The following is a 21,662-nucleotide window of genomic DNA, read 5'->3' as shown; positions in this document are numbered from 1 at the left end:
CCGCCTCCAGGTCCAGGTCCGGCTCGATCATGTCGATCGGGTAGCCCGTGCGCTCGGCGATGATCTCCAGCACCGACTCCAGGACGCTGGTCGGCGCGGCGACGACCACCGGCACCTGCTCGACCACCACGGGCTGGATCACGACCGGTTGTCGTTGGGGCGCGCGTTGCGCGGGCAGGCGTTCGGCCGTCCCGAGGTAGCCGAGCAGGACGTCCCGCTGCGCGGCGATCATCTCCCGGCTGCCGCGGAGGAACTCCGCGATCAGCGCCTCGTCGGAACCGCCGCCGTGGGCCGCCATGGGGATCTCCTGAACGCGTTCGGCCGGGCGCAGCGCACCGGTCGGGATGACGCCCGCAGCGGTGCGGACGAGGTGGCCGTCGACGGTCCAGCCCGCCGCACGGGTCGTGCGGGGCACAGACGCGTCGACCGAGTCGCGGCCGCGGTGTAGCCACGCCGTGCGCGGGTCCACGCCCGCCACGGCGAGCTGGGCCAGCGCGGTGAGGAAGCCGCGCACACCGTCGTGCCCGAAGGACTCCAGGCCGATCGTCCGGTGTGGACGGTCGCCGAGGGTCGCGGACACCAGGCCGGACAGCACCGAGCCCGGCCCGGCCTCCACGAACACCCGCGCGCCGTGGGCGTACATCGCCTCGACCTGGTCGGCGAACCGCACGGGCGACCCGAGTTGGGCCGCCAGCTCCGCGCGCACGTCATCCGGGTACGTCGTCGCGGTCCGGTTCGACCACACCGGCAGCTCCGGGGCGCGCACGTCGGTCAGCGCCTCGGCGAACGCCTCGCCTGCGGAGGCGACCAGCGGGCTGTGGAACGCGCACGCGACCTTGATGCGCTTGGCGCTGAAACCGTTGGCCCGCAGGGTTTCCACGGCCGCCTCGACGTCGGCGGTCGGTCCGGAGACCACGGTCTGCGTCGGCGAGTTGTGGTTCGCCACCACGACCGACGGGGGCAGCAGCGCCTCGAAGTCGGTGGCGGCGGCCGTCACGGCGGCCATCGCGCCCGGATCGTCGCCGGTCGCCGCGAGGATCGATTCAGCTCGCGCGGCGCTCAGCGCGGGCAGGGATTCCACCGGGAGGGCGCCCGCCGCGGCCAGCGCGACCAGTTCGCCGTAGCTGTGGCCCGCGACCATGTCCGGCTCGACGCCCGCCATCGTCAGCAGGTCGTGCGCGGCCAGCCCGACGATCCCCAGCGCGGGCTGGGCGACCCTCGTGTCGGTGAGCCTGGCCTGCTGCGCGGCGCGCTCCCCGGCGTCGAACGCGGTCGGCGGGTGCAGCACGTCGGCCCACTCCGCGCCGACCTGGAGGTGCCGCTGCACCTCCGGGAACGCCACGAACAGCTCGGCGAACATGCCGGGCCGCTGGCTGCCCTGACCGGGGAAGAGGAACGCGACCTCGCCGGACACGCCGGTCGCCTGGAAGATCCCGTCGGACGGTGAGTCCTCACCGGAGACGGCCCGGCGCAGCTTGGCCGCCAGGTCGTCCACATCGGACGCCACAACGGCGAACCTCACCTCGCCGCGCGCGAGGTCCGCTCGCCTGGCGGCGCTCAGCGCGTAGTCGCGCAGCCGCCACCCGCCCGCCCGGACCAGCGCCAGGAGCTGTTCCGCCGCCTGCACCGCGCCCTCGCCGCGGAACGTGAAAAGCTCGGCTGGCCACTCGTCCAGCCCGTGCGCGGGCGGTGGGGCACCGTCGTAACCCCGCAGCACCACGTGGAAGTTCGTGCCGCCGAACCCGAACGCGCTCACCCCGGCGACCCGGTCGGCGGGCTCCGCCGACCACGGGCGAGGGGTGGCGTGGAAGGTGAACGGACTGGTGTCCGCGACCCACGCCGAGTTCGGCTTGCTCACGTGCAGCGTGGGCGGCTGGACACCCGTGTACAGCGCCAGGGACGTCTTGATCAGCCCGGCGAGCCCGGCGGCGCACTTCGTGTGGCCGATCTGCGACTTGACCGAGCCGACCGCGCAACTCGCGGGCGTGGCGCCGGCCTCGACGAACACGTCGGTGAGCGTGCCCAGTTCGGTGCGGTCGCCGACGACGGTCCCGGTGCCGTGCGCCTCGACCAGCCCGACCTCGGCCGGGGAGATGCCCGCGTTGCGGTAGGCCCGTTCCAGCGCGTTGCGCTGCCCCTCCGGGCGGGGCGCGGTGAGACCGAGTGACCGGCCGTCGCTGGCGCTGCCGACGCCCTTGATGACCGCGTAGACCCGGTCGCCGTCGCGTTCGGCGTCGGCGAGGCGCTTGAGCACCACGCACGCCACGCCCTCGCCGAGCGCGATGCCGTCGGCGGAGCTGTCGAACGTGGCGCACCGGCCGGTGGGCGACAGCGCGTGCACCGACGAGAAGAGCAGGTAGTCGTTGATGCCGTTGTGCAGGTCCGCGCCGCCGCACAGCACGACGTCGCTGGTGCCGCCGGTGAGTTCCTTGCAGGCCACGTCGACCGCGGTCAGCGACGACGCGCAGGCCGCGTCCACGGTGTAGTTGGCGCCGCCCAGGTCGAGCCGGTTGGCGATCCGGCCCGCGATGACGTTGGCGAGCACACCGGGGAACGAGTCCTCGGTCAGCGTCGGCAACTGGTCGCGCAGACCCGGTGGCACCTCGCCGAAGTAGCTCGGCAGCACCGTGCGCAGGGTCATGGCGTTGGACAGGTCGCTGCCCGCCTCCGCGCCGAACACCACGGACGTGCGGGACCGGTCGAACGGCCGCTCGGCGTACCCGGCGTCGGCCAGCGCCCGCGACGCGGCCTCCAGCGCCAGCAACTGCACCGGTTCGATGCTCGCCAGCGACGTCGGCGGGATGCCGTACTTCAACGGGTCGAACGGGATCTCCGGCAGGAACCCGCCCCAGCGCGACGGGGTGCGGTCGCCGTCGCCGTCGGGGGCGTAGTAGACGGCCGGGTCCCAGCGGACGGCCGGGACCTCGGTCACGGCGTCCGCGCCGGACAGCACGTTCGCCCAGAACGAGGGCAGGTCGGGTGCCTGCGGGAACATGCAGGCCATGCCGATGACAGCGATGTCCAACGGCTGGGGCACGGGGAGGTCGAGCCCCGGCGCCGCCAGGCCCAGTTCCCCGGCCCTGGCGGTGGCGAAGGCCGCGGCTCCGGTGGTGACGCTCGCGTGCAGCTCGGTGATCGTGGTGACCTCGGACCGCAGCACGGCCACGTCCCCGGCCATGAACATGCCCTCGTCGAGCTGACGCGATTCGTCCACTTCGGACAGAACGTCGCCGATCCGCTCGATGCCCTTGCTGGCCAGGCGGAGCCTGCCGACGTTGAGCCGCTCCAGCCGCTCCCACGCCTCGCGGTCGGGCACCTCGCGGTCGCGCAGCTCCTGCTTCACGGCCGCGTACTCGTCGGTGAACGGGCTGCTGACGCACCGGGTCGCGTGACCAGGCGCGGTCTCCAGCAGCTCGGTCCGCTCGGCCTCCACCACCTGCCGCTGGAACAGCGGCTGGACGGCCCCGGCCCGCACGGCCTCCTCGGTGAACAGGTACGCGGTGCCCATCAGCACACCGATCGACCCGCCGCGGCTGGTCAACGGCGTCGCGAGCGCGGCCACCATCGCGGCCGACCGCTCGTCGTGGATACCGCCCGCGAACAGCACGTGGACGTCGTCGACGGGGTGTTCGGAAAGCACCGCCAACTGCGCCTCCCACAACGGGAAGCTGTTGCGCGGCCCCACGTGCCCGCCGCACTCGGCGCCCTCGAACACGAACCGCCGCGCCCCGGCCGCGAGGAACTGCCGCAGCAGACCGGGTGACGGCACGTGCAGGAACGTGGTGATGCCGACCTCGTCCAGCGCGGCGGCCTGCGCCGGACGGCCGCCCGCGATGATCGCGTGCGTCGGCCGCAGTTCGCGGATCACGTCGAGCTGGGCGGTCTTGACGTCCTCGGCGGCGAACCCGAGCACCCCGACGCCCCAGGGCGAGTCGCCGAGCTGTTCCCGAGTGCTGGTCAGCACCTCACGGGTCTGCGCGCCGGTCGACAGCGCCAGCGCGATGAACGGCAGCCCGCCGCCCTCGGCCACCGCCGCGGCGAACGCGGGCTGGTCGCTGACCCTGGTCATCGGGCCCTGCGCGATCGGCAGGGCGGTGCCCAGCGACCGGGCGCCGGGGGAGTCCGGGCCGAGCGAGCCCGCGCCGTCGCCGAGCGCGGTCACGACGGCGTCGCGGACTCCGCGGACGGCGGCGCCGACGGTGCCCCAGCGGTCGCGGAAGACGGCGGCGAGGAAGCTGTCCTGGCCGACGGGCAGGAACCGGGTGTCGAGCGGACCCGACAGCGCTCCGGGGTCGGGGAGCGCGGGTGCGCCGGGGCCCTTGCGGAGCAGCACGCGGTGCCCGTGCACGACCGTCGTCTCGGAACCGTCCATCGTGGCGAGCGGGCCGGTCACGTCGGCGGGCAGTTCCGACTCGGCGAGCAGCGCGAGCTGGACGTCCAGCACGACCCCCGCGGCGCCACCGGCCACCGCGGCGGCGGCCGTGTTCGGCCCGATGCCCCCCGCGGCCCACACCGGCACGTCCAGGTCGGCCAGGAGCTGTTGCAGGAGAACGAACGTGGCCAGGTCGCCGATCCGGCCGCCGCTCTCGTGGCCTCGGGCGATGACGCCGTGCGCACCGGCCAGCACGGCGTCGTGGGCCGACTCGCGGGAGGTGACCTCGACCAGCACCCGCAGGCCGGGCAGGTCGGCCGGGCTCAGCGGGGCGTCGAGCGCCAGGACGGCGGTGGACACCTGGTCCGGCAGGTCGGCGGCCGTGAGGCGGCAGCCCGCCGTGAACCGCACGCCGAACGCCCCACCCGCCCACCTCGCGGTGCGGGCGAGCGCCGACCGGGCCGCCCGGCCGCCGCCACCGAGGTCCAGCACGCCGAGGGCTCCCGCCCGTGCCGCCGCCGCCGTCATTCTCGGGGAGGTCGTGGAGAACGGGTTCAGCGCGATCACCAGATCGTCCGCGCCGCTTCCGTGAATCAACCCGCGCATTCGCACTCCAGTAACACTCGAAAGAGTGACAGGGACTACTCGGAGTTAAGCGGTCCCATCCGTTCAGGTCAATGCGTCGACGGGCTGAAAAATTGCAATCCCGCTCACATGTTAATTCCACTCCCGTAACACGAAAAACGCGTTGACCTGCTGTTTTGGCCATCGGTCACGCGCTTGACGCATGATCGTCATGTTCTCACCCGTGCACGGCGAATACCCCTTGGACACGTTCGTCCAAGGGGTATTCGGTAATCGTATGGATCAGCCGGTAATGGCGTTCAGCGGTGCGAAGTAGCCGAACTGGTGACCCTTTTTGTTCGGGTGGAACGACTCGTTGAGCTTGAAGATTTCGAGGGCCGTCAGGTACCAGTCGCTCGTGCAGATCTCGTGACCGCTGAAGGTCGTTCGCGCGTCCAGGAACGTGAAGCCCGCCGCGGCGGCCTGGTTGGCGGTCACGGTCGCCAGCACGTCGGCGGAAGCGTTGATCGCGGCCTGCTTCGGGGCGCTCAACTGGCCGAAGCACGTGCCGCCCGGCTTGTAGATGCGCGGGTAGCCGATGACGATGACGCGCGCCGACGGGGCGTTGGCCCGGATGGCCGCGTAGGTCTTCTGGAGCGCCGGGGAGACGGTCGTGCGGACGACTTCGCTGGCGACCTGGGTGCGGGTGACGCAGTCCGCGTCGGACCCGAAGGTGCAGCCGACGAGCACGTCGACGAAGCCCGCGTCGTTGCCGCCGACCTGGATCGTCACGAGCGAGGTGTCCGGCGTGACGAGCGGGATCTGGGTGGAGAGGACGTCGGTGGTGTCGGCGCCCGAGCACGACGCCTCGGTGAACGCGGTCGCGGGGTGCGCGGCGGCCCAGAGGCGGGGGTAGGCGAACGGTCCGCGACGGCACGGGTCGTTCGGGTCGTCGTAACCGTACGTTCCGACACCGACGGTGTAGGAGTCGCCGAGCGCCACGTACTTGGTGATGGCGCGGGGTGCCGCTGAGGCTGCCGAGGTGGTTCCTACCAGCAGGGAGAGGGTGGCCAGGGCTGACAGGGCGAAAACGCGGAACGCTCGCATTGGTTCTCCGTAGATCACCGGGCAGGGGGGAACGGCGTCCAAGAGTTAGCGGTCGCTCACCCTGAGCGAAAGGGGTGGCGTCCAGAATTCACCGAAGTGCGTACGGTCGGGTCAGTCGTTTCCTCCTTACGCCACCGCAGGTCCTGCGGGGGTCCGCACCACCTGCGGGTATCCGCAACAGCCACTGTGGACCGTCCACGACGGCGGTGGTCCAGCCGGCTAACAATCAGTCTTGACTGTTTGTTAGTGAGCGGCCAGACTCGGCGGCATGGTGGTGGAGGTGAGGCAGCGCCAGGCCGATCGCAGCCGTGGGACCAGGCGCAAGCTGATGGAGGCCACGGTCGACTGCCTGGTCGAACGCGGCTGGTCGGGCACCACGACGATCCTGGTCGCCGAACGCGCGGGCGTCTCGCGCGGCGCGCAGCTCCACCACTTCCGCACCCGCGGCGAGCTGGTGGCGGCGGCCGTCGAGCACCTGGGCGCGGAGAGCGTGCTGGTGCTCAAGGCGCGCGCGGTCGGCGTCGGCCGGTCCCCGGTCGCGGTGGTGGGCCTGATCGCGGACTTCTACGCCAGCGACCTGTTCTCCGCCGCGCTGGAGCTGTGGGTCGCCGCGCGGACCGACCCCGAGCTGAAGACCATCGTGCTGCCGTTGCAGACGAAGATCGGCCGTGAGACGCACCGGTTGGCCGTGGAGCTGCTGGGCGCGGACGAGACCCGGCCCGGTGTCCGCGAGGCCGTGCAGATCACCCTGGACCTGGTCCGCGGCCTGGCGCTGGCCAACCAGCTCGCGGACGACCGCAAACGACGTGCGGGCATCGTGCGGCACTGGGCGACGATGCTCGAAGCTGCCCTTGAGGAGAGCTGATCGTGATCACCGACGTGCTCGACGACCTCCGGGTCGAAAGCGAGGAGCTGGACGACCTGGTCGCCCCGCTGGACGACTGGTCGGTCCCGACCCCGGCCGCGGGCTGGACCATCGCCCACCAGGTCGCGCACCTCGCGTGGACCGACCGGATGTCGCTGGTCGCCGTGCGGGACCCCGACGGGTTCACCGCCGGGCTGGCCGCCTACGACGAGCACACGGTCGACAAGGCCGCGGCCGAGGGCGCGGAGCACCCGGACCTGTTGGCGCGCTGGCGAGCGGGACGTGAACAGTTGGCCGAGGCGTTGCGCGCGGTCCCCGCGGGCGAGAAGCTGGTGTGGTTCGGCCCCCGGATGAGCCCGACGTCGATGGCGACGGCCAGGCTGATGGAGACGTGGGCGCACGGGCAGGACGTCGCCGACGCGCTCGGTGTGGTCCGCGCGCCGTCCGAGCGGCTGCGGCACGTCGCCCACATCGGCGCCCGCACCATCGCGTTCGCCTTCCTGGTCAACAACCTCGCCCCGCCCGCCGACCCGGTGCGGGTCGAGCTGACCGCCCCGAGCGGGGAACTGTGGACGTGGGGGCCGGAGGAGGCGGAGGACCGGATCACCGGGCGGGCGCTGGACTTCTGCCTCCTGGTGACCCAGCGCCGCCACCGCGACGACCTGGACGTGACGGCCGTCGGGCCGGTGGCCCAGGAGTGGCTGCCGATCGCCCAAGCGTTCGCGGGCCCTCCCGGAACGGGCAGGGAGCGGTCGTGATCAGGATCGGCAACGCCTCCGGCTTCTACGGCGACCGGCTCGGCGCCGTGCGCGAGATGCTCGAAGGCGGCGACCTCGACGTGCTGACCGGCGACTACCTCGCCGAGCTGACCATGCTCATCCTCGGCCGCGACCGGATGAGGGACGCGAACCTGGGCTACGCCAAGACGTTCCTGCGCCAGATGGAGGACTGCCTCGGGCTCGCCGTTGAGGGCGGCGTCACGATCGTCGCGAACGCGGGCGGCCTGAACCCGCTCGGGCTGGCCGCCGCCATCGAGAAGGTGGGCGTGGGCGCGAAGATCGGCGTCGTGACGGGGGACGACCTGCGGGCGGACTTCCCGGAGTCGTTGACCGCCAACGCCTACCTGGGCGCGTGGGGCATCGCCGAGTGCGTCCGGGCGGGCGCGGACGTCGTGGTGACCGGCCGGGTGACCGACGCGTCGCTCGTGGTCGGCCCGGCGGCGGCGCGCTTCGGCTGGGCGCGCGACGACTGGGACGCCCTCGCGGGCGCGACGGTCGCGGGCCACGTGCTGGAGTGCGGCACCCAGGCCACCGGCGGCAACTACTCGTCCTTCACCTCGATCGACGCGGACCGGCCGGGGTTCCCGATCGCCGAGGTGCACGCCGACGGCTCGTCGGTGATCACCAAGCACGAGGGCACCGGGGGAGCGGTCACGGTCGACACCGTGACGGCCCAGTTGCTGTACGAGATCGGCGACCCGGCGTACCTCGGGCCGGACGTGGTCAGCCACTTCGACACGATCACCCTGGAGCCGCACGAGCGCGGCGCGCGGATCTCCGGGGTGCGCGGCAGCCCGCCGCCGGACACGCTGAAGGTGTGCCTGAACAGCCTGGGCGGCTTCCGCAACGGCACCACGTTCGTCCTCTGCGGACTGGATGTCGAGGCGAAGGCCGACCTCGTGCGGCGGCAGTTGGAGACCGCGCTCGGGCCGGACGGCCTGACATGGACCCTGGCCCGCACCGACCGGGCGGACGCGGACACCGAGGAGACGGCCAGCGCACTGCTGCACGTGACCATCAAGACCTCGGACCCCAAGCGCGCCAAGGCTTTCTCCCGCACGGCCATCGAACTGGCGCTCGGGTCGTACCCCGGCTTCCACGTCACCGCGCCGCCGTCGGACGGCACGCCGTTCGGCGTCTACCGCGCCGCGTACGTGCCGCGCGACCGCGTCGAGCACCAGGCGGTCCTGCCCGACGGGAAGGTGATCACGGTATGAGGCTGCCACTCGGCACGATCGCCGGAGCCCGCTCCGGCGACAAGGGCGGAGACGCGAACCTCGGAGTCTGGGTGCGCACCGACGAGGCCTACGCGTGGCTCGCGGAGGAGCTGACCGCGGCCCGGCTGAAGGAACTCCTGCCCGAGGCGGGCGAGGTCGTCCGGTACGAGCTGCCGAACCTGCGGGCGCTCAACTTCGTGCTGCCCGGCCTGCTCGGTGACGGCGTGGCGTCGTCCACCCGCTTCGACCCGCAGGCCAAGGGACTCGGCGAATGGCTGCGCTCCCGCCACGTGGACATCCCGGAGGCCCTGCTGTGACCATCACCGCCGACCTGTTCGAGACACCGGAGCGCAAGGACCTGCGTGCCACGGTCCGCCGGTTCACCGAGCGGGAGGTCGTGCCGCACCTGGACTCCTGGGAGCGGGCGGGTGAGCTGCCGCGCGAGCTGCACCGGGCCGCCGCGGCGGTCGGACTGCTGGGCATCGGCTTCGCCGAGGAGGTCGGCGGCAGCGGCGGCGACCTGCTGGACAGCGTCGTCTTGACCGAGGAGATCATCCAGTCCGGCGGCTCGTCCGGCTTGATCGCGGGGCTGTTCACCCACGGCATCGCCCTGCCGCACATCGTCGACGCCGGGAACCCGGACCTGGTCGACCGGTTCGTCCGGCCCGCGCTGACCGGCGAGCTGATCGGCTCGCTGGCGATCACCGAACCGGACGGCGGCTCGGACGTCGCCGCGCTGCGCACCACGGCCGTCCGCGACGGCGACCACTACGTCGTCAACGGCACCAAGACGTTCATCACCTCCGGCGCCCGCGCGGACTTCGTCACGACGGCCGTCCGCACCGGCGGCCCCGGCTACGAGGGCGTCAGCCTGCTCGTGGTCGACAGCGGTATTCAGGTCGTGCGCAGGCTGGAGAAGATGGGCTGGCACTGCTCGGACACCGCCGAACTGTCCTTCGTGGACGTTCGCGTGCCGGTGGCGAACCTGGTGGGCGAGGAGAACGGCGGGTTCGCGCTGATCATGCGCCAGTTCCAGGTCGAACGCCTCACGATGGCCGTCGAGGCGTACGCCACGGCCCAGCGCTGCCTCGACCTGACGCTGGCCTACGTCCGCACCCGCGAGACGTTCGGCAAGCCGCTGGTGAAGCGGCAGTTGGTCAGCCACAAGCTGGTCGAGATGGCGCAGCGGATCGAGCTGGCCCGCACCTACACCCGCGAGGTCGTGGCGATGGTGGCCGAGGGGCGCGAGTGCGTGGCGCAGGTGTGCTTCGCGAAGAACGCCGCCGTCGCCGCGTGCGACCACGTGGTGGACGAGGCCGTGCAACTGCACGGCGGCTTCGGCTACCTGCGCGACGCCGAGGTCGAACGGCACTACCGCGACTCCCGCATCCTCGGCATCGGCGGCGGCACGACCGAGGTCATGGCCGAGCTGGCCGCACGACGATTGGGGTTCACGGCATGACCACGCTGCGCTCGGTGCTGGACACCGGATCGGCGGACTACCGCGACAACCGGGCCGCGCTGCTGGCGAAGGTCGAGGAGTTGGACGCCGAGCAGGCCAAGGCGCTCGCGGGCGGTGGGCCCAAGTACACCGAGCGGCACCACAAGCGCGGGAAGCTGCTGGCCCGTGAACGGATCGAGCTGCTGGTCGACCAGGACAGCCCGTTCCTGGAGCTGTCGCCGCTGGCCGCGTGGGGCACGGACTTCCCGGTCGGCGCCAGCATCGTCACGGGCATCGGGGTCGTCGAGGGCGTCGAGTGCCTCGTGGTCGCGAACGACCCGACGGTGCGCGGCGGCGCGAGCAACCCGTGGACGCTGCGCAAGACGTTCCGCGCCAACGACATCGCGTTCGCCAACCGGCTGCCGGTGGTGAGCCTGGTCGAGTCCGGCGGCGCGGACCTGCCGAGCCAGGCGGAGATCTTCATCCCCGGCGGGCGGGCGTTCCGCGACCTGACCCGGCTGTCGGCGGCGGGCATCCCGACGGTCACGGCGGTGTTCGGCAACGCCACGGCGGGCGGCGCGTACGTGCCGGGCATGTCCGACCACGTCGTCATGATCAAGGAGCGGTCGAAGGTCTTCCTCGGTGGGCCGCCGCTGGTCAAGATGGCGACCGGCGAGGAGTCCGAGGACGAGGCGCTGGGCGGCGCGCACATGCACGGCACCGTGTCCGGTCTGGCGGACTACGTGGCCGAGGACGAGGTCGACGCGATCCGGCTGACCCGCCGGATCGTGGCGCGGCTCAACTGGCGCAAGCTCGGCCCCGCTCCGAAACCGGTGGAGGAGCCCGCGTACCCCGCCGAGGAGCTGCTCGGGCTGGTGCCGACCGACCAGCGGATCCCGTTCGACCCGCGCGAGGTCATCGCCCGGATCGTGGACGGCTCGCGGTTCGACGAGTTCAAGCCCGGCTACGGCACCAGCCTGGTCACCGGGTGGGCCGACCTGCACGGGTACCCGGTCGGCGTCCTGGCCAACGCGCGCGGCGTGCTGTTCAGCGAGGAGTCGCAGAAGGCGACCCAGTTCATCCAGCTCGCCAACTCCGCCGACACCCCGCTGCTGTTCCTCCAGAACACCACCGGCTACATGGTCGGCGCCCAGTACGAGCAGGGCGGCATCATCAAGCACGGCGCGATGATGATCAACGCCGTGTCGAACAGCCGCGTGCCGCACCTGACCGTGACCATGGGCGCGTCCTACGGCGCGGGCAACTACGGCATGTGCGGCCGGGCGTTCGACCCGCGCTTCCTGTTCACCTGGCCCAACGCCAAGTCCGCCGTGATGGGGCCGGTGCAGCTCGCGGGCGTGCTGTCGATCGTCGCGCGGCAGGCCGCCGCGGCGAAGGGGCAGGACTACAACGAGGAGCACGACGCCTCCATGCGGAAGATGGTCGAGGGGCAGATCGAACAGCAGTCCCTGGCCGCGTTCCTGTCGGGGCGGCTCTACGACGACGGGGTCATCGACCCCCGCGACACCCGCACGGTGCTCGGCCTCTGCCTGTCCGCGATCCACAGCGGACCGATCAAGGGCGCCGAGGGCTACGGCGTCTTCCGGATGTGATGGGGACGATGATCCAGACACTGCTGATCGCGAACCGGGGCGAGATCGCCCGCCGGGTCATCCGGACGTGCCGGGAGCTGGGCATCTCGCCGGTCGCCGTGCACTCCGACCCGGACGCCGACGCGCCGCACGTCGCCGAGGCGGACGCGGCGGTGCGGCTGCCCGGCGCGACCCCCGCCGAGACGTACCTGCGGGCGGACCTGCTGGTCGCCGCCGCCGTGAGCGCGGGCGCGGACGCCGTGCACCCCGGTTACGGCTTCCTGTCGGAGAACGCCGACTTCGCCCGCGCGGTGCTCGCCGCCGGGCTGGTCTGGGTCGGCCCGTCGCCGGAGGCCATCGAGGCGATGGGCTCCAAGGTCGCCGCGAAGAAGCGGATGGCGTCCGCAGGCGTACCGGTGCTGGCCGAGCTGGACCCGGACTCGGTCGCCGACACCGACTTCCCGTTGCTGGTCAAGGCTTCCGCCGGTGGCGGCGGTCGGGGCATGCGCGAGGTGCGGTCCCGCGCCGAGCTGGCCGACGGCGTCGCCTCCGCCAGGAGGGAGGCCGAGTCGGCGTTCGGCGACGGCACGGTGTTCTGCGAGCCGCTGCTGGAGGGCGCGCGGCACGTCGAGGTGCAGGTGCTGGCCGACGCGCACGGCACGGTGTGGGCGCTGGGCGAGCGCGAGTGCTCGATCCAGCGGCGGCACCAGAAGATCGTGGAGGAGACGCCGAGCCCGGCGGTGGACCCCGAGGCGCGCCACCGGCTCTACGCCGCCGCCACGGCCGCCGCCGAGGCCATCGGGTACGTCGGCGCGGGCACGGTCGAGTTCCTCTTCTCCGACGGCGACTTCCACTTCCTGGAGGTCAACACCCGGCTCCAGGTCGAGCACCCGGTGACCGAGCTGGTGTTCGGCGTCGACCTGGTGGCGTGGCAGATCGCCGTCGCCGAGGGCGCGGAACTGCCCGCCGAGCCGCCGACGCCGAACGGCCACGCCATCGAGGCGCGCCTGTACGCCGAGGACCCGACCCGCGACTGGCGGCCCGCCAGCGGCACGCTGCACCGGTTCGAGGTGCCCGGCGACGTCCGCGTGGACAGCGGCGTGGAGAACGGCTCGGTGGTCGGCGTGCACTACGACCCGATGCTGGCCAAGGTCATCGCGTGGGCGCCGGACCGCGCGTCCGCGGCCCGCAAGCTCGCGGCCTCGCTCGCGGGCGCCCGCATCCACGGTCTGGTCACCAACCGGGCCCTGCTCGTGGACGTCCTGAGGCACCCCGCGTTCCTCTCCGGAGACACCCATACCGGCTTTCTCGATCAGCACCGCCTCACCGAGGCGCGGGAACACGACCTGACCCCCAGCGCACTGGCCGCCGCGCTCACTCAGGCGGCACGACGGCACACCGGCGCTCTGCCGATCGGGTGGCGGAACCTCCCCTCGCAGTCACAGCGCGTGAGGTACGAGAATGTCGAGGTCGATTACCGGCACACCCGCGACGGCATCGTCACGAGCCTGCCGATCACGGTCGTCTCCGCCGACGGGGAATCCGTCGTGCTGGAACGTGACGGTTTGCGAAACCGTTTCCACGTCAGCGTTTACGACGATTCGGTCGAAGTGGACTCGCCACTCGGCGCCGTGACGCTCCGGACCGTTCCGCGCTTTCCCGACCCGGTGGCGAAGGTGGCGCCCGGCGCGACCGTCGCCCCGATGCCCGGCACGGTCGTGCGGGTCGCGGTCGAGCAGGGGCAGCGGGTCGAGGCGGGCGCGGAACTGCTCGTGCTGGAAGCCATGAAGATGGAGCACCGGATCCTCGCGTCGACCGCGGGGGCGGTCGCCGAACTCCGCGTCACCCGAGGACAACAGGTCGACTCCGGCGACGTGCTGGTCGTCGTGGCCGAAGACGAAGTCGCAGAGGGAGAGCCATGACCGTCAACTTCACCGAGACCGACGAGCGCAAGGCGTTGCGCGCGGCCGTGGCGGACCTGGGCTCCCGCTACGGGCAGGAGTACTTCACCGCCAAGGCCCGCGCGGGCGAGAAGACCGACGAGCTGTGGGCCGAGGCGGGCAAGCTCGGCTACCTCGGGGTGGCCGTGCCGGAGGAGTTCGGCGGGGGAGGCGGGGGCATCGGCGACCTCGCCGCCGTCTGCGAGGAACTAGCCAGGGCGGGCAGCCCGATGCTGCTCATGGTGGTGTCGCCCGCGATCTGCGCGACGGTGATCGCCCGGTTCGGCACCGCGGAGCAGAAGGCGCGGTGGCTGCCCGGATTCGCCGAGGGCACCACGAAGATGGCGTTCGCCATCACCGAGCCGGACGCGGGCTCGAACTCGCACAAGCTCACGACCAGGGTCCGCCGCGACGGCGACGAGTGGGTCCTCAGCGGCGGCAAGTACTACATCTCCGGTGTGGACGAGGTCCAGGCCGTGCTGGTCGTGGCGATCAGCCCGACCGGCCCGGCGCTGATGATCGTGCCGACGGACGCGGCGGGCCTGACCTACCAGCCCATCGAGATGGACATCGTCTCGCCGGAGAAGCAGTTCACGATGTTCTTCGACGACGTGCGCCTGCCGTCGGACGCCCTCGTCGGGTCGGAGGACGCCGGGTTGGCCCAGCTCTTCGCCGGGCTCAACCCGGAGCGCATCATGGCGGCCTCGTTCGCCACCGGCATGGCCCGCCGCGCACTGGACAAGGCCGCCGAGTACGCGCGCACCCGGTCGGTCTGGGGCGCGCCCATCGGCACCCACCAGGGGTTGTCGCACCCGCTCGCCCAGTGCGCCATCCAGGTCGAACTGGCCAGGCTGATGACGCAGAAGGCGGCGGCGCTGTACGACGCGGGGCAGGACAGGGCGGCGGGCGAGTCGGCGAACATGGCGAAGTACGCCGCCGGGGAAGCGGTTGCCACGGCCGTCGACCTGGCCATCCAGGTGCACGGGGGCAACGGTCTCGCGACCGAGTACGGACTCGCTTCGCTGTTGACCGCGTCACGCATTTCGCGAATCGCCCCGGTGAGCCGGGAAATGATCCTCAACTATGTGGCGCAGCACACCTTGAACCTGCCCCGGTCGTATTAGTTGTACGACCATTCCCAGCGGATGCCGAAGATTCCGGGACCGAAGTCGCGGGCCTTCGCGTGGGCGTAGCCCCAGTCGTCCACCTTGATCTCGGTGCCGCTGGCGAGGTCGGGCGTGGAGAACTGCTCGCACCGCGCGGGCACGCACCGGCTGTCGAACCTGACCTCCAGCGCGTACTCCCGGACGGGCAGGCGGAAACGGCGGAAGTGCGAGGTCTCCAGGGCGGGGTAGGGCGCTTCGCCGTGGAGCAGCTCGTACTCCAGCACCAGCGTCTCACCCTGTCTCAGCGGTCTCGGGAACAGGAGTTCGGCGACCAGGATGCCGCTGGTCGGATCCGCTATCAACCGCCCGAGCCTGCACGAGCGGAGCATGCCGATCGTCGGCAGCGGGTTGCCCGGCGCGTCCGTGTCGTAGACCAATACCCACCGGTCCACGCCCCCGCGGTCGGCCCGCAGGGTCTGCCGGGACCGCAGGCGGCGGGTGCCGCCCTCGGCGCCGATCTCGACGCGGTCCTGCTGGGAGACGCGGTTCAGCCCGGTGTCGGAGCTGGTGTCGACGCCCGCGAGCAGTTGGGCGAGCCGAACGTTGTCCCGGCCGACGCCCTGCACCTGGGGCTCCGGCTGGCGGACCCGGCCGCGACCGCGGGGCCGTGGCGGGCCGAGGAGTTGGCTCAACGAGCCTTCCGGCAGGTCGAGCACGTCTTCGAGGTGGCTCAACGCGAGCAGTGAATCCGGTCTTTCCGGTCTGCGCCTGCCCGACTGCCAGTAGCTCAACGCCGTGATGCTGATCGGCGCGCCACGCATGTGCAGCCGGTGCCGAATGCGGTCCAGGCTGAGGCCTTTCGCGCGTATCGCGGCACGCAGTGTTTCGGCGAACTCCTCGGCCGTTTCGGTGGTGTGGCCGACCATTACCCACTCCGTTCAGAAGGAACTTCAGCGGGAGCGACCCTACTGGGCCAAAACAGTGCTCCGGTACAGCCGTTCGGGGATGTTCCTCAGCATTCCGGATGCTGACACTGTTAAAGAAACACTGGATTCTTGAGACTTTCGGCCCTGTTCATTACCGGTACCCGGTCGGAGGTGTACCGCCGAAGGTATGACGACGATCGTCGTGGCCCCGGTGCAGTAGAGTCCACGAGCTGACTGGGGCATCTGGTCTATTTCGGACATCTTGGATCGTCAATAGCCTCGGAAGACGTGGAGCGCCTGCTCAGGGGCGTGACATGCGGTCGTCGTCCCCGTCTTCCCCCGCCCGCGGGTCACTTCGTCGACCGTTCCCTGCGAACGACAGGAACAGACGAATGCGTGAAACACGACAGGTGCGCTGGTTGGCCGGTGCCGGTGCGGTGATCGTCGCGGCGGCGACCATCACCATGGCCGCCGGGACGGCGCAGGCCGCGGAGGGCAGCATCCTGGCCGCCGGGTCGCCCCAGGCCATCCCCGGCAGCTACATCGTGAAGCTCAAGGACTTCTCCACCGCGTCCGTCGACTCCCTCGCGTCGAAGTTCGGCACGAAGATCGACCGCACCTACGAGGGCGGCTTCAAGGGCTTCGCGACGAGCGCGTCGGAGACGCAGGCCAAGCGCCTCGCCGCCGACCCGTCGGTCGAGTACGTCGAGCAGAACCAGGTGTTCAGCATCCAGGCGACGCAGACCAACCCGCCGTCGTGGGGCCTGGACCGGATCGACCAGGCCAACCTGCCGCTCAACTCGTCCTACAGCTACACCACCACCGGCGCGGGCGTGAACGCCTACGTCATCGACACCGGTGTCCGCATCAGCCACCAGACGTTCGGCGGCCGCGCGGTCAACGGCTACGACGCCGTCAGCAACGACAACATCGCCCAGGACGGCAACGGCCACGGCACGCACGTCGCGGGCACCATCGGCGGCAGCCAGTACGGCGTCGCCAAGGGCGTCAAGATCGTCGCCGTCCGCGTGCTCGACAACAACGGCTCCGGCACGACCGCCGGTGTCGTCGCGGGCATCAACTGGGTCACCAACAACCACGTCAAGCCCGCCACGGCCAACATGAGCCTCGGCGGCGGCGCCTCCACGGCGCTGGACGACGCGGTGCGCACCTCCATCGCGCGCGGCGTGACCTACGGCGTGGCGGCGGGCAACAGCAACGCCAACGCCTCCACGTTCTCCCCGGCCCGCGTCACGCAGGCCATCACCGTGGGCGCCACCGAGCGCACCGACGCCCGCGCCAGCTACTCCAACTTCGGCTCCGTGCTGGACGTCTTCGCGCCCGGCTCGGGCATCACGTCGTCGTGGAACACCAGCGACACGGCCACCAACACCATCAGCGGCACCTCCATGGCGACGCCGCACGTCGTCGGCGTGACCGCGCGCTACCTCCAGTCCAACCCCTCCGCCACGCCCGCCGCGGTGTCGTCCGCGATCACCTCGACGGCCACCGCCAACAAGGTGACGAACCCCGGCTCCGGTTCGCCGAACCGCCTGCTGTTCCGGGCTCCGTCCGCGTAGTCCCCGCTCCGTCACCGGTGGCCCCGCCGCGCTTTCGCGTCGGGGCCACCGCCCTGTTCGAGGAAAGGACCTGTCCATGCGCAAGTCGTTGTCCTGCTTGGGAGTCGTGGCACTGGGGATGGCGCTCGCCGCCGCGCCCGCCCAAGCCGCCGAGGGCGTCGTCCTCGCCGCCGGGTCGCCGACCGCGATCCCCGGCAGCTACATCGTGAAGGTCAGGAGCGGGGGCGACCGGCTGGCCGCGTCGCTCGGCGGGCGGTCGCTGTCCGGCGCGTTCCCCGGTTTCGCCGTGACGCTGTCGGAGAAGCAGGCGCGACGGCTGGCGGCCGACCCGTCGGTGGAGTACGTGGAGCAGAACCAGGTCGTGCACTCCACCGCGACCCAGTTGAACCCGCCGTGGGGCCTGGACCGCACCGACCAGCGGGCCCTCCCGCTGGACCACACCTACAGCTACACGTCCAGCGGTCGTGACGTGAACGTCTACGTGATCGACACCGGCATCCGCAAGACGCACGTCGACTTCGGCGGCCGGGCCCGCGACGGCTGGGACTTCGTCGACAACGACCCGATCGCCGACGACCTCAACGGCCACGGCACGCACGTCGCGGGCATCGCCATCGGCACGACGTACGGGATCGCGAAGCAGGCCATCTGCTACGGCGTGAAGGTGTTGGGCCCCACGGGTTCCGGCACGACCGCGGGCGTGATCGCGGGCGTGAGCTGGGTGACCCGCAACGCCGTCCACCCCGCCGTGGCCAACATGAGCATCGGCGGCTCGGCGTCCGTGGCGATGGACGACGCCGTGCGCACGTCGATCGCCTCCGGCGTCACCTACACCGTCTCGGCGGGCGGCAGCAACGCCGACGTCGCCAACTTCTCGCCCGCCCGCGTCGCGCAGGCGCTGACCGTCGGCGCGTCCACGATCACCGACACGAAGGCGTCGTCGTCCAACTACGGCCCCGGCGTCGACATCTACGCGCCGGGCCAGAGCATCCTGTCCGCCTGGAACACCAGCGACACCGCCGCCAACACGCTCTCGGGCACGTCCATGTCCGCCCCGCACGTGGCGGGCGTCGCCGCGCGCTACCTCCAGTACAACCCCGCGGCCACGCCCGCGGAGGTGTCGGCGGCCATCGTCGCCGCCGGAACCCCCGTGCCCTACGGGCGGCTCCTGTACTGGGACCCCGCCCTGTAGACCCCTCGGTTGGGCACGCCCGCAAGCGTGCCCAACCGCTGGAATCGGCTGTCGAAATGCTGTCGAATACCGTTCGGTCCATTCTCGTCAACCACTTTCAGAAGGTGAGAAACCCGAGGTAGAAGCATTTTTTGACACGGTTGCAACAACTGGCAACATTTAGCCCTTTCACCCGTTCGCATTCACTGCCTATGGTCGTGACCATCAGCAACGATGCTGTGGCACTCAGTGAAGTCGATCGCGTGACCAGCACTTCCACTCCCTGCGGACGTGGTGGTCACCATCCGAGAACGGGATCACACGATGCGAGAGTCACGACAGAACCGGTTCCTGGCCGGCGTCGGGGTGGCCGCGATGGCCGCCACGGCAGTCACACTGCTGGCTTCCCCGGCTCAGGCCGCGACGGGCGAAATCCGTTCGGCGGACGCCAAGGAAAAGGTGCCGAACAGCTATGTGGTGAAGCTGAAGGACACCGCTGAGGCCTTGTCGAAGACCGAGACGACGGCCAACACCGTCGCCGCCCGCTTCGGCGGCGCCGTCGACCGCGTCTACGGCAGCGCCCTGCGCGGCTTCAGCGTCAAGCTCTCCGAAACCCAGGCCAAGCGCCTGGCCGCCGACCCGGCCGTCGAGTACGTCGAGCAGGACCAGGTCTTCCACGTCGAGACCACGCAGACCAACCCGCCGTCCTGGGGCTTGGACCGCATCGACCAGGCCAACCTCCCGCTCAACTCGGCGTACTCCTACGCGTCGACCGGCTCCGGCGTCACCGCCTACGTGATCGACACCGGCGTCCGCATCAGCCACCAGACCTTCGGCGGCCGCGCGGCCAACGGCCGCGACTTCGTCGACAACGACGCCGTGGCCCAGGACGGCAACGGCCACGGCACCCACGTGGCGGGCACCATTGCGGGCAGCCAGTACGGCGTGGCGAAGGGCGCGAAGGTCGTAGCGGTCCGCGTCCTGGACAACGCGGGCTCCGGCACCCTCGCGGGCGTGGTGGCAGGCATCGACTGGGTCACCGCCAACGCCGTCAAGCCGGCAGTGGCAAACCTCAGCCTCGGCGGCGGCGCCTCCACCGCGATCGACGACGCGGTCCGCCGCTCCATCGCCTCAGGCGTCACCTACGCGGTAGCGGCGGGCAACAGCAACGCCAACGCCAGCACCTTCTCCCCGGCCCGCGTAACGCAGGCCATCACCGTAGGCGCCACCGAACGCACCGACGCCCGCGCCAGCTACAGCAACTTCGGCAGCGTCCTAGACATCTTCGCCCCCGGCTCAGGCATCACGTCCTCCTGGGGCACCAGCGACACCGCCACCAACACCATCAGCGGCACCTCCATGGCCACCCCCCACGTAGCAGGCGTAGCCGCCAGGTACCTCCAGACGAACACCACGGCAACCCCCGCCCAGGTCTCCGCAGCACTAGTGGCGGCAGCAACGGCCAACAAGGTCACCAACCCAGGCTCAGGCTCCCCGAACCGCCTGCTCTTCCTCTCGCCCACGGCGTAACAACCACACACCATCAGAGGGCCCGGCACACCTGCCGGGCCCTCTTCTTTTTCTCTTAATCTTGTTGCCCACCAACGAACCGCACGCCGCCTACGCAACCGTGGCCGATTTTACTTGGGGGATTTGCCCCTTAAACTTGCGTCGGACGGCAGCTTCACCTCTGCCCTTTATTGTCCGACGAAGGGGCAAATCTAGGGGCCCCAAGTCAAATCGGCCACCCCACCAACGCACCCCCGGCACCCAACCGGACCCCCCACCGAACCCATCCCCACCGAACCCACCCTCACTGAACCACCGGCAACAACACCGGCCCATACACAGCCTCGTTGGCAGGCAACCACTCCACCACCCCGTTCCCCCTCAACCCAGGCCAAGCCCGAGCAATCCGAGGCAACACCTCCTGCAACTCCACCCGAGCCAACCCCGCCCCCAAGCAGTAGTGCACCCCACCCCCATAAGTCACATGCGCCACCCGCGCCACCCCGACATCCAACCGATCCGCCCCAACAAAAACCGCCGCATCCCGATTAGCCGACCCCGTAACAGGCAGCACCCAACTACCAGCCTCCAACAGCATCCCGTTCACCACGATGTCCTCCTTGGCGACCCGAGGCACCCCCAACAACGTCGCAGGCTGAAACCGCACCACCTCCTCCGCCGCCTGCCCCGCCAACGACGAATCACCCCCCAACACCTCCCACTGCTCAGGGAACTCCAAGAACGCGGCCACCGCCCCACCGAGCTGGTGCTGCACCGTCCCCTGCCCAGCGGACAACAACGTGACCACCAACGACCGCAACTCATCCTCGGTCAACGACTGGTCCACCAACGAAGAGAGCAGATCACCCCCAGGCGACCGCCTCCGCTGATCCACCAGATCATCGATGAACTCGTACAAACACCCCAACGCCGCCTCGATCCGAGAAGCGTTCTCCACCACCGAAAACCCGAACAACAACCCCACGGAAGCAGCCCACCCGCTCACCTCCCGCTCCGCATCCTCCGGCACCCCGATGAACCGACACAGCGCCCGCACCGCGAACGGCCGAGCGAAATCGGCCACGAAGTCGAACTCCCCACCCACCCCATCGATCAACTCATCCGCCAGAAATCCAACCGACGACCGAAACTCCTCAACCCGCCGCACGCTGAACGCCCGCCCCACAGCCCGCCGCAACCGCTGATGCGCAACCCCATCGGAGTTCACCAGGAACCCGCGCATCACCTCCACCAGCGGCCCCTCGGTCACCCCTTGCGCGACCAGGAAATCCACCCCAGGCGTCCGCAACGACCACGACGACAACACCGCCTGCACCTCGTCGTACCGCAGCACCGCCGTCCCCAGATCCGTCTCAGCCCACCAATCCGCCTCCCGCAACCCACGCAGCACAGCATGCGGATCCGCCAAGAACGCCGGCCCGCGCAAATCCAGAAACCCGCTCACACCCCGACGATAAGCAACCCGCCACCCC

At 70.9% G+C, this 21,662-nt stretch carries 13 protein-coding genes and 1 pseudogene; 10 read left to right on the top strand and 4 right to left on the bottom strand.

The window, feature by feature from the left end; genetic code table 11:
- Together NZH93_RS31270 and NZH93_RS31265 are read right to left on the bottom strand one after the other, a co-directional pair.
- A partial coding sequence (locus NZH93_RS31270) for a type I polyketide synthase (RefSeq protein ID WP_259626845.1) occupies positions 1-4,978 on the bottom strand: 4,978 nt, incomplete at its 3' end.
- Positions 4,979-5,239: 261 nt separating this feature from the next.
- Entirely contained in the window at positions 5,240-6,043 is an 804-nt protein-coding gene (locus tag NZH93_RS31265; protein WP_259626844.1) for an SGNH/GDSL hydrolase family protein, read from the bottom strand.
- Between the two features lie 268 nt (positions 6,044-6,311).
- Between NZH93_RS31265 and NZH93_RS31260 the strand changes: the two genes are divergently transcribed.
- From NZH93_RS31260 to NZH93_RS31230, 7 genes and pseudogenes are all read left to right on the top strand, one after another.
- Complete coding sequence (locus NZH93_RS31260) at positions 6,312-6,908, top strand: TetR/AcrR family transcriptional regulator (protein ID WP_259626843.1); 597 nt, start codon at positions 6,312-6,314, stop codon at positions 6,906-6,908.
- A complete protein-coding gene (locus NZH93_RS31255) occupies positions 6,905-7,666 on the top strand; it encodes a TIGR03084 family metal-binding protein (RefSeq protein WP_259626855.1) in 762 nt (253 codons plus the stop codon). The genes NZH93_RS31260 and NZH93_RS31255 overlap by 4 nt, the downstream gene beginning before the upstream one ends.
- Positions 7,663-9,221: pseudogene (locus NZH93_RS31250) on the top strand (acyclic terpene utilization AtuA family protein). The gene NZH93_RS31255 and the pseudogene NZH93_RS31250 overlap by 4 nt, the downstream one beginning before the upstream one ends.
- 2 nt (positions 9,222-9,223) lie before the next feature.
- Positions 9,224-10,366 carry an acyl-CoA dehydrogenase family protein gene (locus NZH93_RS31245; RefSeq protein WP_259626854.1) on the top strand — a complete coding sequence of 381 codons (1,143 nt, stop codon included), beginning with the start codon at positions 9,224-9,226 and terminating at the stop codon, positions 10,364-10,366.
- Complete coding sequence (locus NZH93_RS31240) at positions 10,363-11,958, top strand: acyl-CoA carboxylase subunit beta (protein WP_259626842.1); 1,596 nt, start codon at positions 10,363-10,365, stop codon at positions 11,956-11,958. Before NZH93_RS31245 ends, NZH93_RS31240 begins: the two co-directional genes overlap by 4 nt.
- An 8-nt stretch (positions 11,959-11,966) precedes the next feature.
- Complete coding sequence (locus NZH93_RS31235) at positions 11,967-13,859, top strand: acetyl/propionyl/methylcrotonyl-CoA carboxylase subunit alpha (protein ID WP_259626841.1); 1,893 nt, start codon at positions 11,967-11,969, stop codon at positions 13,857-13,859.
- Complete coding sequence (locus NZH93_RS31230) at positions 13,856-15,001, top strand: acyl-CoA dehydrogenase family protein (RefSeq protein ID WP_259626840.1); 1,146 nt, start codon at positions 13,856-13,858, stop codon at positions 14,999-15,001. Before NZH93_RS31235 ends, NZH93_RS31230 begins: the two co-directional genes overlap by 4 nt.
- Here the strand turns inward: NZH93_RS31230 and NZH93_RS31225 are convergent.
- On the bottom strand, positions 14,998-15,909 hold the full coding sequence (locus NZH93_RS31225; protein WP_259626839.1) for a helix-turn-helix domain-containing protein: 912 nt from the start codon (positions 15,907-15,909) through the stop codon (positions 14,998-15,000). The two genes, NZH93_RS31230 and NZH93_RS31225, sit on opposite strands and share 4 nt — an antisense overlap.
- A 392-nt stretch (positions 15,910-16,301) precedes the next feature.
- On the opposite strand from NZH93_RS31225, the gene NZH93_RS31220 reads away from it, so the two are divergent.
- From NZH93_RS31220 to NZH93_RS31210, 3 genes are all read left to right on the top strand, one after another.
- Positions 16,302-17,489 carry a S8 family peptidase gene (locus NZH93_RS31220; RefSeq protein WP_259626838.1) on the top strand — a complete coding sequence of 396 codons (1,188 nt, stop codon included), beginning with the start codon at positions 16,302-16,304 and terminating at the stop codon, positions 17,487-17,489.
- A 76-nt stretch (positions 17,490-17,565) separates the two neighbouring features.
- Positions 17,566-18,681 carry a S8 family peptidase gene (locus NZH93_RS31215; RefSeq protein WP_259626837.1) on the top strand — a complete coding sequence of 372 codons (1,116 nt, stop codon included), beginning with the start codon at positions 17,566-17,568 and terminating at the stop codon, positions 18,679-18,681.
- Between the two features lie 303 nt (positions 18,682-18,984).
- Positions 18,985-20,190, top strand: a complete 1,206-nt coding sequence (locus NZH93_RS31210; protein ID WP_259626836.1) for a S8 family peptidase — start codon at positions 18,985-18,987, stop codon at positions 20,188-20,190.
- 283 nt (positions 20,191-20,473) lie between these two features.
- Here the strand turns inward: NZH93_RS31210 and NZH93_RS31205 are convergent, their stop codons facing one another.
- Positions 20,474-21,634, bottom strand: a complete 1,161-nt coding sequence (locus NZH93_RS31205; RefSeq protein ID WP_259626835.1) for a cytochrome P450 — start codon at positions 21,632-21,634, stop codon at positions 20,474-20,476.
- Positions 21,635-21,662 lie beyond the last annotated feature (28 nt).

The sequence above is a fragment of the Umezawaea endophytica genome (assembly GCF_025061645.1).
Lineage (GTDB): Bacteria > Actinomycetota > Actinomycetes > Mycobacteriales > Pseudonocardiaceae > Umezawaea > Umezawaea endophytica.
This window is presented reverse-complemented; position numbering and strand designations above follow the sequence as displayed.

What these genes read in the sequence shown, in the direction of transcription:
- NZH93_RS31265 (WP_259626844.1), bottom strand. Translation starts at nt 6,043, where the DNA reads ATGCGAGCGTTCCGCGTTTTCGCCCTGTCAGCCCTGGCCACCCTCTCC.
- NZH93_RS31260 (WP_259626843.1), top strand. Translation starts at nt 6,312, where the DNA reads ATGGTGGTGGAGGTGAGGCAGCGCCAGGCCGATCGCAGCCGTGGGACC.
- NZH93_RS31240 (WP_259626842.1), top strand. Translation starts at nt 10,363, where the DNA reads ATGACCACGCTGCGCTCGGTGCTGGACACCGGATCGGCGGACTACCGC.
- NZH93_RS31235 (WP_259626841.1), top strand. Translation starts at nt 11,967, where the DNA reads ATGATCCAGACACTGCTGATCGCGAACCGGGGCGAGATCGCCCGCCGG.
- NZH93_RS31230 (WP_259626840.1), top strand. Translation starts at nt 13,856, where the DNA reads ATGACCGTCAACTTCACCGAGACCGACGAGCGCAAGGCGTTGCGCGCG.
- NZH93_RS31225 (WP_259626839.1), bottom strand. Translation starts at nt 15,909, where the DNA reads ATGGTCGGCCACACCACCGAAACGGCCGAGGAGTTCGCCGAAACACTG.
- NZH93_RS31220 (WP_259626838.1), top strand. Translation starts at nt 16,302, where the DNA reads ATGCGTGAAACACGACAGGTGCGCTGGTTGGCCGGTGCCGGTGCGGTG.
- NZH93_RS31215 (WP_259626837.1), top strand. Translation starts at nt 17,566, where the DNA reads ATGCGCAAGTCGTTGTCCTGCTTGGGAGTCGTGGCACTGGGGATGGCG.
- NZH93_RS31210 (WP_259626836.1), top strand. Translation starts at nt 18,985, where the DNA reads ATGCGAGAGTCACGACAGAACCGGTTCCTGGCCGGCGTCGGGGTGGCC.